Raw genomic sequence first — 14,520 nt, 5'->3', positions numbered from 1 at the left:
CGAATGGTCTTTTTGAACGTTCAGGATATGCTTTCGGTTTGAGGGGCCGATATCATGGCAGCGCAGATCTCGATCGATCATATACAGAGTTTAGGTGGCGTTCCGCGTACCTTTGCTGCCGGTAACATCATCTGCGATTATGAGAGCGATGCGCCGCGCCTCCTCTTTATCCAGGAGGGATGGGCGGCCTCCAGCAAGATGATGCCGAATGGCACGCGCATCGTCACCGAATTCGTATTGCGCGGCGACATGGTTTCGACCCCGCTGACAGTGCTCTCACGCGAGACGGTACAGGCGATCACCAATGTCAGCGTCATAGTCTTTCCGGACTTCACATCGCTTCCGAAGATCGAAGCGCCCGCCTCTTTCTATCGCGTTGTCCTCACAGAATTAATGCGACGCCAGGCCCGTATGTCCGAGGGGCTTGCCAATATCGGCCGGCGCGATGCAATGGAGAGAACCGGTTATCTTTTACTCGAGTTGGCGACCCGGATTGGAGCCTCGCGGCAGCATCGGAATTCCGACGGCTTCGACTGCCCATTGACGCAAGCCGACATCGGCGACGCCGTCGGTCTATCGACCGTACATATAAACCGTGTGCTCAGGGATCTGCGCGAGGCAGGCCTTCTTTCGTTCCGCAACGGTGTCGTTGCGTTTCTCGATCGTCAACGCCTCATGGAGCTCGTCGATTTCGATGAGTCCTATTTTGATAAGCATGTGATGTGAACAAGTCGGCCAAGATTATTGTTGTATTCGAGTTGTAAGAATTCGTGACCTCAATATTCCTAGTTTTTATTAACATATGTTAATGCGCGCAAAAATATATAAAGTAATAGTTTGTAATAAGATAAACCTAGATCGAGGGGAGCAATATGAAGCAAGAAGCAATGCTGAAATTTAGACAAGGGCTTTGCTATCCAAAGAATAGAAGTATTCGGGCGGTCACAAGAAGAATAAGGGTCACACTAAAGGTTGGGGGTATCGACCATGAACGGACAGTCATTAACGAATGAGAAATTCGCTTCAGAAACAGCAGCTCGCATCATTTCAGTTCGAACACCGGATTCATTGAGGCCGTTTGTTGCCTCGGGCATCGCCGGCGCGGCAGAATCAGAGGACTATATCCTTCTGATCGATTCCAGGGCTCTGGACCGCGAGTGCCTATCAAGAAGCCTCACAGACTATGACGACAGCATGAATATCGTCACCGTAGCGTCGTTCGAGGAATGGCAGATACGGGACATGCAGGTCGCACCGTCAGCCGTTCTCTTCATGATTGGCGGACGCAAAGTTTCCGACTCCGAAATCAGCACGAAAATTTGCGCCTTGGTGGAGAGATTCAAGGCCAGCCCCGTGATCGTCGGCGCCGACAGCGACGAGCTCGCACAGCTTTTGCAAGCACTGGAATGCGGTGCCCGCGGCTATATTCCGACCAGTGTCGACGTCAAGGTCGCAGCGGAAGCCGTGGCCCTTGCCCGTGCGGGAGGTGTATTCGTGCCCGCCAGCAGCATTCTGGCTGCCAAGGAGTCGATTACTCCCGCCGCGAGCAAGAATTGCTGCCTCGACAGTCTGTTTACACCGCGCGAGGTTGTTGTTGCCGAGGCGCTGAGGCGCGGCAAGGCAAACAAGATCATTGCCTATGAAATGGACCTCTGCGAGAGCACCGTGAAGGTTCATATCCGCAACATCATGAAGAAGCTCAATGCGACGAACCGCACGGAAGTTGCCTACAAGATCCGGGAACTCGTGCAGTAACGCTTTGATCGCGCCGGCGAGCTTTGGTTGCTGCCCACCATGTGGCATCGCCAAAGATAGCGATCGTCGGCGTGAACTTGATACGGCGACAGACGAAGCGGCCTCAGCCAAGGCATGCGTCATCGCCAACACCGGATCTTGCGCCTTGAAAAGATTTGAGCCGCTGGGCAGGTCGACGCCGGCCCGCTAGCGCAGCGCTACAATTTCATGACATTCCGGCGCTTGTCGGTTTCATTCTATGCTGCATTCAGGTGAATGCAGCCTAAGAATTTCAAATGGACACCCGACTGCGGCGGAGACTTGAGCTTGCCCGTGACAAAGGTCAGCCTCTGCGATTTTCTCTTCTTACAGTTCTTTTTGAAGCGGAGAGCGCATGGGCGGTTTTCGTTGCGCCAACGCGGTCTTGCTCTGGATCATAGAAGCATATTTGCTGTCTGTCAGATCGCTTCCGGGCATTGAGGGCGACGTCCGCTTTTCGGATCAGCTCAATGTAGTGCATGGGAGAAGAGCGCCTCGACCCTGCGCAGGTCCGGGCTGCGCGCGATGCCGGTTTGGTCCAGGTCACAATTGGCAAGGAAAGCCGACATCTCGTTCCCGGCGATCCGCCGAATGGAAATTTCCACTGCAAAGGATCGAAACGAAGCGCCGGCACCTGTCCGCCAAGCCTTCGAGCTTCAGGGAGTACGTTTCCTTCGCGGCGGCAAAGGACGAATCTCCGTCGGATTGGGCGTAAATCACAGCCATGAATCGGATGGATTTTTCCACACACCGGCGAACGACTACGATGGCCTCGCCGCCCGAGCAGGATGCGCATCCGGTTCGATACTGATCTGGTCGCGCCCCTTCATTTTGGCGGCGTAAAGTGCGAGATCGGCTCTTCGGTAGAGCTCACCGACATCGTCGCCACCCACGGCACAGGCAATACCGGCGGAAAACGTATAGCGAAAACCAGCGTGCTCAGGTAGCGGCCGTGACTGCCGCACCGCGAGCAGCATACGATGGACGATCACCTCCGCCTCGTCCGGGGTCGTGTTCGGAAGAATGAGAACGAACTCTTCGCCGCCGACCCGCCCGAAAATATCCGTCCTGCGGACCAGTCTTTGCAGCGTGATGGCGAAATCCTTCAGGATCAAGTCGCCAAAAGCGTGGCCGAAGCGGTCGTTGATGTATTTGAAATTGTCGAGGTCCAGCACGGCAAGACATCCAACCGGCTCCGCAACACCGCCATGACTGCGCACCAGCTCGTCAAGCTTGGACATGACGAACCGCCGGCTGGGAATCCCTGTCAATTCGTCTGTCTGTGAAGCCTTGAGCGCGAAGTCGCGATCTTGCCGGAGTGTTCTTTCATCGGACCGGATGGAGGTGATGTCGCTTGCAACACACAACATCCAGCCGCTGGGCTGCATGGTCTCCGTCATCCAAAGCCAGCGGCCGTCATGGAGATCCGTCTCGAATGCCCGAAACCCGCTCTTGCCGCGCCTGGCCAGCGTTGTCAGCAACCAGCTCTCGAAATCGTCGGTCTTGATGATCGTCCCGCGACCAGCATGGAAGTTGCGCCGCATGAGCTCTGGCCATAGCGGATACTCATCCTCCTCTATGAACCACGCCGAGCGAAACGCGCGGTTGGTAAAGCGAACACGGTCATCCTGGTCGTAGACCGCAACCAGCACCCCCGCAGCTTCCATCAACTGCGCAACCTGTAGCATCGTTTCATTATCGACCAAGGCCGTCATGCCCTCAGAATGGATCGTCTCCGCCCAAGCTTTAATCGTGAGCGCTGAAAAAACAAATAGGCCGGCCATGCAAAACCAAACAAGCGCCCAAGACCGGGCGGGAAACTTCCCACGTTCATCGTGAGCTGCACAGGGCCTGTGGTCGAAAGTCATACCGCAAACGTCAAATTGGCGAAGCTCGATTGAACGCTTCCCCTGTCTCAATCGTGACATCGTCGAGCGGGCAATCGCACCCAAAGAGGCTGGGTTGCCGGGTGCTAGTCAACGATCGCCGGCCCGGCTCTCGCGGCTGCCTCTATGAGATCGGCATGGCTTGGTGCCGGCGTCGCGATCAGGATCGCATCGACATTTGGGGACTTGATGACGTCGGCAACCTCGGCGCCCGTGCGGTCGTGAGGCGGCCAACCACGCCTCGATGCACGAACGAATGCGGCCGGGCTGAAACATGTTTCAGCCCGGCCGCATGATCGAAGGCTCTTGGCGCCGACGTTAGGATGCCAATGCGTAGAGACGGGACCCGGGGACAGCGGCACTGCGTGTCTTGAACCGCTGCACCAGGTCCGCGAGGTTTTCCGTCTCCTGCGTCAGGCTCTGGGCAGCCGCCGTGGTTTCCTCCACCATGGCTGCATTCTGCTGAGTGACCTTGTCCATCTGATCGCCGGCGGCCGAGACCTCTCTCAGGCTGGCAGCCTGTTCACGCGCGGCAACCGCGATTTCCGCAACCGTGCTGCTCATCGCGCTGACTTGCTCGACGATCTGCGCAAGCGACGTTCCGGATTCGCCGACGAGTTCCACGCCTGCCTTGACCTGCGCGGAAGAGGTCGAGATCAACGCTTTGATCTCTCTCGCGGCACTGGCCGATCGCTGGGCGAGCTCACGCACCTCCTGGGCGACAACGGCAAAACCCTTCCCCGCCTCGCCGGCTCGCGCGGCTTCCACACCCGCGTTGAGGGCAAGAAGATTGGTCTGGAAGGCGATCTCGTCGATGACGCCGATAATATTGCCGATCTTGGACGATGAACTCTGGATTTCCGTCATAGCCGCGATCGCACGGGCGACGATCGCCCCGCCGTTCTCGGCATTGGCGCGCGCGGTCGCCACCGCGTTCTGAGCATGACTTGCCCCCTCCGCCGTGCCATTGACGCCGCGCGTCACATCGCCGAGGGCAGCCACCGTTTCCTCAAGCGAGGCAGCTTGCTGTTCCGTGCGGCGGGCAAGATCGTTGGAGGCCGTCGAGATTTCCGAAAGGCCAGATTTGATCGTGCCGACTGCGCGGATGACGGAATCGAGAGCCTCTTCCAGACTGGAGACCGAGTTGTTGAAGTGATCCCGAATACGGACGTAACGACCGTCAACCTCGCCGACACGCACGGTAAGGTCGCCCTTCGAAAGTGCATCGAGACCCAGAGAGATCTGCTGGAAGGCGTGCTCCATCACCTGCGCATCGGCAAGCCGCTCGGCTTCCTGGCGCAGGCGCTCTTCTTCGGCCGCAAGGCGAGCCCGTTCGGCATTGGCTTCCGCCATGAGCTTGCCGCGTCCCGTCTCCTGGAAGACCTTCAGCGAGCGCGCCATGGCGCCGAGCTCATGACGATGCTCGGTACCGTCGACCACCATTGTGTCGTCGCCGCGAGCAAGCCGCTCCATCGTCTGCGCCATATTGCGCACGGCCGAGGAAATCAGCTGACCGACGAAATAGGCGAGCACGAGGCCAATCACGATCAGCAGCCCGCTGAACATGAGTGTCGAGCGCGTGGCGGAGGCAACCGTCGTCTCGACCGAGCCATCGAGCGTCTTCTGTCCATCGATGACCGTGGCCTGCAGATTCTGGAAGCCCGTTGCGATTTTCGGTGCCAGAACATCTAGTTCGCTCGCACGGATCTTGTTGGTCTGCAGCAAGATATCCCTCACGTCGCCAAGACGGCTCGTGTAGTTCTGCATCAACTGACCAGCACCCAGAACGCGCTTATGCTGCAGTTCACCCTTTGCCACCTTGGCGGCGGTGTCGTTCAAAGCCATCGCGTCGTTCAGCGCCGATTGCGCGATGTCGTAAGATGCTAGATCACCGGAGTAGATGAAGCGCTCCGAGAAATAGAGGCTGCGATTCAAGGCCTCGAGCGTTGCGGCGGTCGCATGCAGGAGAGCGACGTCGTTCTGCCGCCATGCGCTGCGCATGACGTCATTGAGCGCGATACTGGTCCAGGGGCCGAACTCGGTAACCTTGGAGATCAAGGCTTCGCGCCTTGCATGCAGGGAGACGATCTGCTCGAAGGCCGTGCCATAGGCCGCAACATCCTGGCGGATGCTTGCCATTCCTGTCTGCAGAGCGTTGTTTTCGGCAAAGCGCTGGTCGTCGGCGGCAAATGCCTTAACCCCGGCACGGAACCGGCTCACGACATCCTGCGTCGGGGTGGATCGGAAAGCTTCCACCGACATCTGGATTTCGTGCAACTGATTGCTGTAGTCGGAAATAGCAAGGCTCTGGCCGGCAGTGCTGCGGTAGGAAGAGAAGATGGACGAAAGTCCGTCCATGCCGGAAATCGCACTGACCGAGAGCAGGCTCATGAGCAGGATCAGCGGCAGGAAACCGGCCGTTATCTGCGCGCGGATGCCAAGTTTATTCCAAAAGCGCAACATCATAATCCTCGTTTGCTCACTGGGTCTTCGGCAAGTATTGGGCGATATTCTGGGGCGTGACGAGTTCGAAGGGCACGTTGTTTTCTCGTGCCACCTTTTGCCCGCTTATGAGCTTGATTGCAGCATCGACCGCTGCAGCGCCCTGCCCGGAGGCACTCTGAAGGATGGTGACATCCAGATCGCCCGCTTGCATCGCCGCCAGCGCATCATCGGTCGCATCGACGCCTGCGACGACGATGTCCTTCATCGACATGCCGTTTCGCTTCATGGCACGGATCGCGCCGACCGCCATCTCGTCGTTATTGGCGATAACAGCGTCGAACTTCACGCCAGCCGACAGCCATTCCTGCATTTGCTGATCGGCGTAGTCGCTCGACCAATAGGCCGCCTGCCGCTCCACGATCTGGAGACCTCTGCAATCAGGCGTGGCGATGACATTGTCGATGTCCTGAGTGCGTGCCCGCGCGGCTGCGTGGAAGGGTTCGCCCATCAGCACCACGACGCGTCCCTTGCCTTTCAGGAGCGAGCAGACTTCCTTCGTCTGCATGGTTCCCGATTCCGCTTCGTTTGACGCGACCACGACCTGGTTTTCCGGGAGATCCGACAGGTTCGAGGGGACGTTGTTGATATAGACCAGCGGAATATGGGCATCGGCGGCAAGCTTGGTCATCTGCGGGCCGAGGTCGCCATCGGAAACGGCCAGGATGATGGCGTCGACCTTATCGGCTATGAACTGCTGGATCTGCGCCTTCTGAGCCTCGTTGTCGCCCTTGGCGTTCTGCACGACAAGTTTCAGCCCAGGAATCGTCTTTCCCTGCGAAAGGACTCCGTTGAGCAATGCGGTTCTGAATTTATCCAGACCGGACATCGACACGCCGATCGTCTGTGCGCTTGCAGTCGAGGCGGATATCGCCATCACGAAAGCAGCAAGTATGGCTTTTCTCATTATCCATCTCCATAAGACGCGCACCGCGTTGAAGATTTATAATGAGTTTTTAGTTAAATTTTACTTTACGATAACCAATCTAATTAAGAATATCATAATGTATTCAATGCAATCAGCACAATATGTTATTTGCAAAAAGCTTTTCTTTGGTTGTATTATTCGCAGGCAATATTCTCCATTAGGGAAAGATTGCGTATTGGCCACTCTATTTAATCTTCGAGGTCTTCGTTGCTTTGGACTGGAGCTGGACAGCCAAGCTTCGAGAGCGCAGCCGTTCGAGGCGCCTTACAGGTAGCTTCCGCAGTACGGCCGTAAGTTTCCCTCAATTCCAAAGTCCCCCCACTTTCGTCGTTGCCGACAGAGGTGAACCTCTTCGTCACAAACAGTCGTATCTGAGGCGCATCCTCCAAACGGATGATGCGAAGATCAAGCGTCCCTTTTCCCATTCAGCTCTCCCTGATTGCAGCCTGGCAACGCCTGTATGATTCAACAATGTCAATAGACCCCGGAGTTCGCGGGTTGCCCGAAGAGCGGAGAGGATTTTCGTGGTCGCCAAAATGACCATTTCCTAAGTCTGAGGGCCTGAAGCCGCTCTATCCCATGGCAGACCGGATGATTTTCGAAAGGCGCAAAAGGAACTTAGGTCTCGACGAGGCGACAAGCTTCCAGGACAGAACGGCTTTCGCCATGCGGCGAGGCAGGATGCCTGCTGAAAGAAACCAGGCTGCCTGCATCGCACGACGTCGTAGGGATGTCTTCATTTCCAGACTTGCGACCGCCCCGGCAGTCGCCAAGGAGAACCTGGAATCATCGGTTATGGGGTGCTGGTCCCGATCGATGCAAAGGGATGCCAAACGCTCTTCCAAATGAACGGGATCGCGGAGCCCGATATCCGGCGGCACCTCCAAGCCGATCTCCGTTGCCTGATCCGACAAGGCTTCCAGCCGATGAAAATCATGCTGTATGCGCCAGCGCGCGCGTTGGCCGAGCTTTTCGGCGAAGACCGAATGATTGGCTCCATGTATGCGGTAGGCGCCAAGGCAGTCGTCGATCGATGTGACGTCCCCATGCAGCGGCGCGACGGTTGCCAGATACCCGTCGGCCCCTTGCCTGAAATCCTGCTCCGGAACCGGCATGATCCTGTCCAGGACCGAGCGCTTGAACGCCAAACCGCTCGTGACGGTCGTCTGATAGCGCCCCTTCCGCAGCAGCTTCGGGGTGACGTCACCGGAATCAAACGGCAGCTCCGAAGGCGGAAACACATCCTTCACGTGCATATGTTCATCGACGATATGCAGCCTGAACTGCATCTGGGCAGTCTTCTCTTCCCAAGCGTCGACGACCTCGGATATGGCGTTTGGATAGAGATAATCATCGGCATCGAGAAACAGCACGATCTTGCCGCTGCTCGATGCAAAGCCGGTGTTGAACGCAGCGGCATGCCCGCCGTTCACTTCCCGCAGACGGGTCTTGATTCGCGGGCCATAGGACGCAACGACATCGGCCGTGTCGTCCGTTGAAGCATCATCGACGACAATGACTTCCGTATCGTCGTAATTCTGCTCCAGCGCACTATCGATGCTGCGCCGGAGAAAGCGGGCGTAATTGTAGTTCGCAATAACAATGGAAACTGGAACACGGTCTTGGATGGAATACATCGCATTGAACCTCGCAGATTTGCTTTGGTTGCGGCGAACCTTCTCATTCAGGTCCTTATGGATAGGTAGGTTCCCGGCAAGCGCAGCTTTTGGGGCGCAAATGCTGTCTCAGAGACATGCCGAGCAACAGGTGCCAGGGATCATACTCGATCCGTTTGCACCTCTGCGAGCCTCTTCAGTTTTGTGGCTTTTGAATGACTGGCCAAGAAATAGGACTGCCTTGACGATGCATTCTTCGAATAGGCGGGTGTTACGACGACTGCGCGCGTTTGATTAGCGTGGACACAACGACTGGATGCTATTCTACTCGCAACACGACAGGTGCATCCTGCCCATGGGTGGCTAGGATGGCCTCATGACTGCCCGTTCGGGTGGGTTAAATAAACTTCTAGTAGATGGTAGAATAAACGCTACCGGGTCGGATGCCACCCCCAACCCGGCCAGTGCCGCGTCCGACGAGACTACACCCCCAGCAGTGTCGTCGGACGCACCCATGCACAGGCGATGGGTCATCCAAGCTCTTGAAAACAATTATGCCGTCTTTGGGAAGGGCCAGGCGGGGACACTCCGCAATACCGGCCCTTTGTATTTTGCGCGAACACTTAGATCGCACATCGCGTAACCCCAGCTGACCAGTTCGTTCGATACGTCGTCACCGAGATTGCTTAACCGGGTAGGTGCGCCCGTAGGGGGCGAGACTTGCAATCGCCCCTCGGTGGAAAGGGGCAACGCATCAATAAGGTTCATGGACCATCGCCTCGTTGTCGGGGCAGGCAATTGCCGCGACCAGGATCATCAAGTCTTCAATGCGAGAAGAGAAGACGATCCTTTGCGGCTTGAGAACCCGCCGTGTAGAAGCGACGAAACCAGGCATCTTGCCCGGCAGCCGGGGGTCGCGCGAGCGTCAAGCTGTTGGGCGCGCCCGAACCCTGCATTGCGGCACGAAAATGCAGATGGTCGAATATCCGCAGGGCCTCGATGGCGTAGGATGTCGCAACCCGCTGATCCTCGATCATGACAAGATTGTCGCCATTGCCCGTTTCGCCGCTCGGCGACAGATTGGACGATCCGGTGAACACCTTGGCGGTCGGCAGGTTGAAATCCGTCACGACGAACTTGTCATGCTGATGAATGCCGTTTCCACCACCCCATTCGGTCTTGAAGGGCTCCGGCGCGTGGCTTGCGAGATAGCTGAAATCCACCAGGCCGACAGTGCCGTCGGGCTTGCGGATTTCGAGCCCCCCTTCCTTATCGGAAATGCCATAACTGAACACGTCCTTGCCCATCAGCCGATCGACCGCCTGGCGCACCGAGCCCGAGCGAATCTGATTGAGGAAGGCGATCGCATAGAACACCGACGACGACGCCTGGTCGATCGCCGCACCCACGGGACTGAGCGACAGATCGCTCGACTTGTGCGGCGAGAAGCAGAAATGCGCGGCAGGCATGCCGGCGGCCTGAACGAGGTTCCACTTGCTGCTTATGCTGTCCTGGCTGAAGGCCGCCAATCCCTGGAAGGTCAGATCGAAAGCACGGCCAAACAGCTCGGCCGCGTCGCTCGAATGAAAGACGAGGGCATTGTTTGCCTGTATGTAGAGACCGCGGTAACTGAAATTGGTGGAGCCGAACAGCACCTTGATGGGTTGGCTGCCGCGCCGGACGACAAAAACCTTGTTGTGCTGCAAGGTCTTGAAATGCATCCGTTTTACGGCATTCGACCCGGCCGAGGCGGCGAGGCGCGCAGCCGCCTGCGATTCAGCGCTGCCTGCTGGCTTGTGTGATCCCGAATCGTCTATGATGGCGCGAACCCGGGCACCGCAACTCTCAAGTTTGGCAACGATGTCGCGTTCGTTGAAATCATAGGCGAAGACATCGATGGCGAGATTGGGATCGTTCACCACCTCGTCCAACAGACCGAATATGAGGTCATAGGCTTCGAAGCCGAGCCATTGGTAGACGTCGCCCTGCAGCTTCGTAAATGTCAGGCCCTGATCAGGATCGCTCGGGATTACATTCGGATTGTTGCCGAATTTATCGGCATAGGCCTGCGAGGAGGCGAAGTTGCGGGTGAAACCGACGTCGAGATAATCGCTGTACGTCATGTGGTCGAGCGAGATCGGAAGGTCGGCGACCTGATCGCCACTGCGCAATGCGCCGGCGGCGTTCATGTGCATCTTGGTCACCCTATAAAGATAGTCGCCATCCGTTGGATCATAGGGAAAATCGATCCAGCGGAACTTCTGGAAGGGCGCAGAGGTCGACGGAAAATTGCGGAAGCCGTCCACGCCCTTCCCTCCAGGGGTATTGTAGTCAAAATTCAAGCGGTTCTTCAGGGCAGCATAATCGGCCGAACCCGGACTCTTCACTTCGATCGCGAAGCCGACGAAATCGTCCTCGGGGTCGGTAACGTCCATCCCGATGAGACACATGCGTTCGCCTCGCCAGAGCTTTACCGCAAGGCTGCCGTTGGTACCTGTGTTCGCAAAAGCCATCTCAATCCCCTCGTTTCGTTGTAAAGAAGGTGATGCTCGTCTCACATGCGCGGCTGCTGAAGGCTGCGAAGGCCTGTTAAGATCAGACTAGAATGGTTCGGACACGTCCGAGACAGTGGGCACGCCATCGCGGAAATCAGCGACAAGAACCAGATTGAACACGGTCGGCACCCATGGATCGGGATAGCTTCCCTCGGGCGCGCCAAGCGCCTGCATCAATCCGGGAATATGACCATGATGCCAACAGATCAGGATCGTGCCGCCGTCAAATTTACGCTCGGAAAGCAGCGCCTCGGCCAAGGCAGCATAGTTCTCATCGGCATAAGGTGTGTACAATTCGCGGCCCAAGGCATCGGCGAGAGGCTGCACCGTCTGAACGGGTCGCTCGCTGTGTTTCGATATGGCTGCGGCGAATATGAAATCGGGGGGACCAAAGGTTTCAGGATACCAGGTGACAAGGGCTTTAGCCCGATCCTGACCTTCAGGCGCCAGATTTGGATCGGCCTGGTCGCCGGGCTTTTCGGCATGCCGCATGATCAATATTTTGACAGGCGCCATTTCATCCCTCCTTGGCTGCTGTCACCCTCCATCACTACCTTAGACTGGATTTACGATATTCGCTCTGCAACCAAGAGCAATGACAATTGTTGGGTTTAACAAAAGTTTCATCTGGCTGCAGTCTTTGCAGCAGCCAACTGACTTGCTGCCTTGGACGTCGCCGCGCCCGTAGGGACCAAAGCTCCGGCTCATGGTGGCGTGGCTCCCGGCACATTGGGAACCGGCGCAGGCTTTTGAGGACTTCCAGGCGTGTTGGCAGCGCCGGAACCTGTTTGCGTCGACCCGGTTGCGGTCGAGGTCTGCGATTGGCCCTGCTTTGCATTCGTTGCGCCGCCGCTCGGCGATGCCTTCATGGTTGCCGCCGTATAGAACTGAAAACCACCGAAAATGATAAGGATGACAACAAGCGCGCCGCAGACTGTGCCGACAATTTTCCGAACCCGATTATAGTCCGACACGCTCTTCTGGATCGGCGTCTCGCTGAACTCCTCGATTTCAGAGGCCGTGAGCACCTGGTTCAATCGCAGGGTCCATATTGTACGGGCCTTGTCCTGGCCTGCGAAGTAGCTGCCGTTCACGAATGTCTGGACGCGAAACGACAAGATCAGGAACGCAGCGGCGCCAATGGCAAATAGGCCAGCAATCCAGGTGTTGGGCGTCCTCGAGGCGTCGGAGAGAATCTTGATCACGAAGGGCGTTGTCGCAACGGCTAGATCCTTCCACAATGCGCCCGTCATATCCTGCGCTCGCTGGGTCGCTTTCTGCGCTTCGTCCACGACTGTCTTGCGCAAGTCGGCAAGCGCCTTCAACGTTTCCTTGCTGCCGGCCTTTACATAGGCCGCGTAGGCTGCCTTCGCGGATTCAAGACTCCCGTCTCCGAATGCGGCGAGTGCCCCTTGACGATAGCTGCGCGCCCACTCCGCCGCGAGCAGCACGTGACGGGTCTCCGTGTCCCTTTCACCGCCTGTAAACACCCAAAGCACACCGTCACTAAGCCGCTCAAAAAGCACAACCAACTCGGCAGCGGAGGCGCTGACCTTTCGACTGGGCGGACCGGAAAGCTGATAGACCGTGCTGGCAGCGTCCTTGTAAACCTGGTCTGAAAGCGCCGCCATCAGTCGGGGAGCCGCCAACAAGCGCCAGGCCGCGAAGGTGGGCGAGGATTGCTGCGGATGATCCTGGAGCAGCCACGGGCGTATGTCCCCGGGCACGAGCCCTACGCTGCTGGCATCATGACTTATACTTCGAGGATTGGGAAATTCCGTCGCCTGATCGAATGGGATTGGAGGCTGCTCGGTCCAAGGCTGAAACCTCGCACCATAGGAGGTGAATGCCTGATCCGCGGTCAGGTCTGCAACGCACACATGAAGGCAACTATCCAGGTTTTTTGCCGGGCTGATCAAGGATTTTCCGTAGAAAAGCCGGAGAACGGCGGCATCCATGGCCTTGTTGAGCGTAATGGCGAAAACCGTGTTCGCAAGCGGCACCTCGTCGTCATTGAGGGCGGTGTCCGTCCCCTCTCGCCTGATGGTGACGGAGCTGAGAAAGGCAGGAATATTGGCGCGCAACCTCTGCCAGTCTGCACGCAAACCCGCATCATCAAGTCTTGCCCTGATGGTGATCAGCTCCGCGTGCTCTTCGACCTCCTTCGTCGGACGCGTGCGAAGAATAAGATCGAGGATCTCAGTTGGGGTCATCGGTTTCAACCACCAGCTTGTCATGGATGACAATCATGCCGTCGTCGGTCTTTTCGATCAGCGCGCGGAATTCGTTCGGAACCCGGATCTCGATACCGTTTGCGGTCTTGTAGTACAGGGTCTTTGGTCCCTTCACCTGATCGGGAACAAGCTTCATCGGTACCCCTGAGATTCGCTCGACGCTGAGGGCACGGTTGAACTTGCCGAGCAAGGTGTTGTCGTCCGCAAGCTTGTGCCCGACGACTGTCTCGAGAAACGACCGCTGATCTTCGCTATCGATCCTGCCGCCACCCGAAGCAGCGTCGTAGGTCCGCTTGGTCAATTCCTTGACCACCTCGCCATCAACGAGCTCGGGATTATCGCCGATCACCTTGCGCGTCACATCCACGAGCTTCTTCGTCAGCTCCGCATCGCTCAACGTCTGGCGCGCGCCAAGAAAGGCTTCGAAATATTGCGCGACCTTTTGCTGGTTGCGCCTGTCCAGCACCGTTAGCTCGCCACCCTTGTCCGTGAGTTTGATGAGGGCCGCCTTTTGCAGCGCCGCCTTGTTCTGGACGAAAGTTCGCTGAATGGCTTCAAGGCTGACCGTCTTTCGACCGCCACTGCCATCCTTCAGGTCGTAGGCGACAACTGTTTCATCGTCATATTTGAGAAGCGCGAACGATCGCGTTGCTTTTGCCTTCAGGACAAATAGCAAAATCGCACCTTCAGCCGCGGTCCCGCCATGATGGCTTTGAAAATCCTCGGCCAGCTTTTCGCTTTCCTCCTGGAAGAGCCCGCCGTTCGATGCGATGCGGCCAAGACGATCGCGCGTCGAAGATGCATCCGAAAAAGCATAGGGTAAGCCACCATTCACAGACCTGATGCGGTCGATGAAGAAACTCTCGAACTCGCCGGGATTGACTTCCTCCAGTTTGACCAGGCCGTTCTTCGGCCCGACCAGATGGAAGATCATCCTTTCGATCTTGAGCTCATTCAATTCGCTGTCATCGAAAAAAGCCAAGCGCCCCTCCCAAACCTACCGGTGAACACTCAGAAAACAGGATC

At 57.2% G+C, this 14,520-nt stretch carries 10 protein-coding genes and 1 pseudogene; 2 read left to right on the top strand and 9 right to left on the bottom strand.

Annotation, left to right across the window (positions count from 1 at the left end):
* The first annotated feature begins 54 nt into the window (after positions 1 to 54).
* Complete coding sequence (locus FHT28_RS28540) at positions 55 to 726, top strand: Crp/Fnr family transcriptional regulator (protein ID WP_051964317.1); 672 nt, start codon at positions 55 to 57, stop codon at positions 724 to 726.
* Positions 727 to 1,194: 468 nt separating this feature from the next.
* Positions 1,195 to 1,755, top strand: a complete 561-nt coding sequence (locus tag FHT28_RS28535) for a response regulator transcription factor (protein ID WP_348644921.1) — start codon at positions 1,195 to 1,197, stop codon at positions 1,753 to 1,755.
* A gap of 779 nt (positions 1,756 to 2,534) precedes the next feature.
* On the opposite strand, the gene FHT28_RS28530 is transcribed toward FHT28_RS28535, so the two are convergent.
* From FHT28_RS28530 to FHT28_RS28490, 9 genes and pseudogenes are all read right to left on the bottom strand, one after another.
* Positions 2,535 to 3,461 (bottom strand): GGDEF domain-containing protein, encoded by a 927-nt coding sequence (locus tag FHT28_RS28530; protein WP_052224205.1) that lies wholly within the window; start codon positions 3,459 to 3,461, stop codon positions 2,535 to 2,537.
* Positions 3,462 to 3,751: 290 nt separating this feature from the next.
* A pseudogene (locus FHT28_RS28525) lies at positions 3,752 to 3,877 on the bottom strand (Gfo/Idh/MocA family oxidoreductase); the annotation flags it as partial.
* Between the two features lie 100 nt (positions 3,878 to 3,977).
* A complete protein-coding gene (locus FHT28_RS28520) occupies positions 3,978 to 6,122 on the bottom strand; it encodes a methyl-accepting chemotaxis protein (RefSeq protein ID WP_113108799.1) in 2,145 nt (714 codons plus the stop codon).
* A 16-nt stretch (positions 6,123 to 6,138) separates the two neighbouring features.
* The gene (locus FHT28_RS28515; RefSeq protein ID WP_168598039.1) at positions 6,139 to 7,068 is read right to left on the bottom strand and encodes a substrate-binding domain-containing protein; all 930 of its coding nucleotides are present in this window, start codon (positions 7,066 to 7,068) and stop codon (positions 6,139 to 6,141) included.
* 593 nt (positions 7,069 to 7,661) lie between these two features.
* Positions 7,662 to 8,726, bottom strand: a complete 1,065-nt coding sequence (locus tag FHT28_RS28510; protein WP_037196950.1) for a glycosyltransferase family A protein — start codon at positions 8,724 to 8,726, stop codon at positions 7,662 to 7,664.
* Between the two features lie 803 nt (positions 8,727 to 9,529).
* The gene (locus FHT28_RS28505) at positions 9,530 to 11,218 is read right to left on the bottom strand and encodes a phospholipase D-like domain-containing protein (RefSeq protein WP_052224194.1); all 1,689 of its coding nucleotides are present in this window, start codon (positions 11,216 to 11,218) and stop codon (positions 9,530 to 9,532) included.
* Between the two features lie 87 nt (positions 11,219 to 11,305).
* On the bottom strand, positions 11,306 to 11,776 hold the full coding sequence (locus FHT28_RS28500; protein WP_113108745.1) for a histidine phosphatase family protein: 471 nt from the start codon (positions 11,774 to 11,776) through the stop codon (positions 11,306 to 11,308).
* A 188-nt stretch (positions 11,777 to 11,964) separates the two neighbouring features.
* A complete protein-coding gene (locus FHT28_RS28495) occupies positions 11,965 to 13,473 on the bottom strand; it encodes a hypothetical protein (RefSeq protein ID WP_168598038.1) in 1,509 nt (502 codons plus the stop codon).
* The gene (locus FHT28_RS28490) at positions 13,460 to 14,476 is read right to left on the bottom strand and encodes a nucleoid-associated protein (RefSeq protein WP_168598037.1); all 1,017 of its coding nucleotides are present in this window, start codon (positions 14,474 to 14,476) and stop codon (positions 13,460 to 13,462) included. The genes FHT28_RS28495 and FHT28_RS28490 overlap by 14 nt, the downstream gene beginning before the upstream one ends.
* Between the last annotated feature and the right edge of the window lie 44 nt (positions 14,477 to 14,520).

This window comes from Rhizobium sp. SG570 (genome assembly GCF_012275345.1).
Taxonomy (GTDB): Bacteria; Pseudomonadota; Alphaproteobacteria; order Rhizobiales; family Rhizobiaceae; genus Rhizobium; species Rhizobium lusitanum.
The sequence above is the reverse complement of the archived record's forward strand: the minus strand, read 5'-3'. Positions and strand labels throughout refer to the sequence as shown.

Excerpts from the sequence above, each read along its gene's own strand:
- FHT28_RS28540 (WP_051964317.1), top strand. The coding sequence starts at position 55 with ATGGCAGCGCAGATCTCGATCGATCATATACAGAGTTTAGGTGGCGTT.
- FHT28_RS28535 (WP_348644921.1), top strand. The coding sequence starts at position 1,195 with ATGAATATCGTCACCGTAGCGTCGTTCGAGGAATGGCAGATACGGGAC.
- FHT28_RS28530 (WP_052224205.1), bottom strand. The coding sequence starts at position 3,461 with ATGCTACAGGTTGCGCAGTTGATGGAAGCTGCGGGGGTGCTGGTTGCG.
- FHT28_RS28520 (WP_113108799.1), bottom strand. The coding sequence starts at position 6,122 with ATGTTGCGCTTTTGGAATAAACTTGGCATCCGCGCGCAGATAACGGCC.
- FHT28_RS28515 (WP_168598039.1), bottom strand. The coding sequence starts at position 7,068 with ATGAGAAAAGCCATACTTGCTGCTTTCGTGATGGCGATATCCGCCTCG.
- FHT28_RS28510 (WP_037196950.1), bottom strand. The coding sequence starts at position 8,726 with ATGTATTCCATCCAAGACCGTGTTCCAGTTTCCATTGTTATTGCGAAC.
- FHT28_RS28505 (WP_052224194.1), bottom strand. The coding sequence starts at position 11,218 with ATGGCTTTTGCGAACACAGGTACCAACGGCAGCCTTGCGGTAAAGCTC.
- FHT28_RS28500 (WP_113108745.1), bottom strand. The coding sequence starts at position 11,776 with ATGGCGCCTGTCAAAATATTGATCATGCGGCATGCCGAAAAGCCCGGC.
- FHT28_RS28495 (WP_168598038.1), bottom strand. The coding sequence starts at position 13,473 with ATGACCCCAACTGAGATCCTCGATCTTATTCTTCGCACGCGTCCGACG.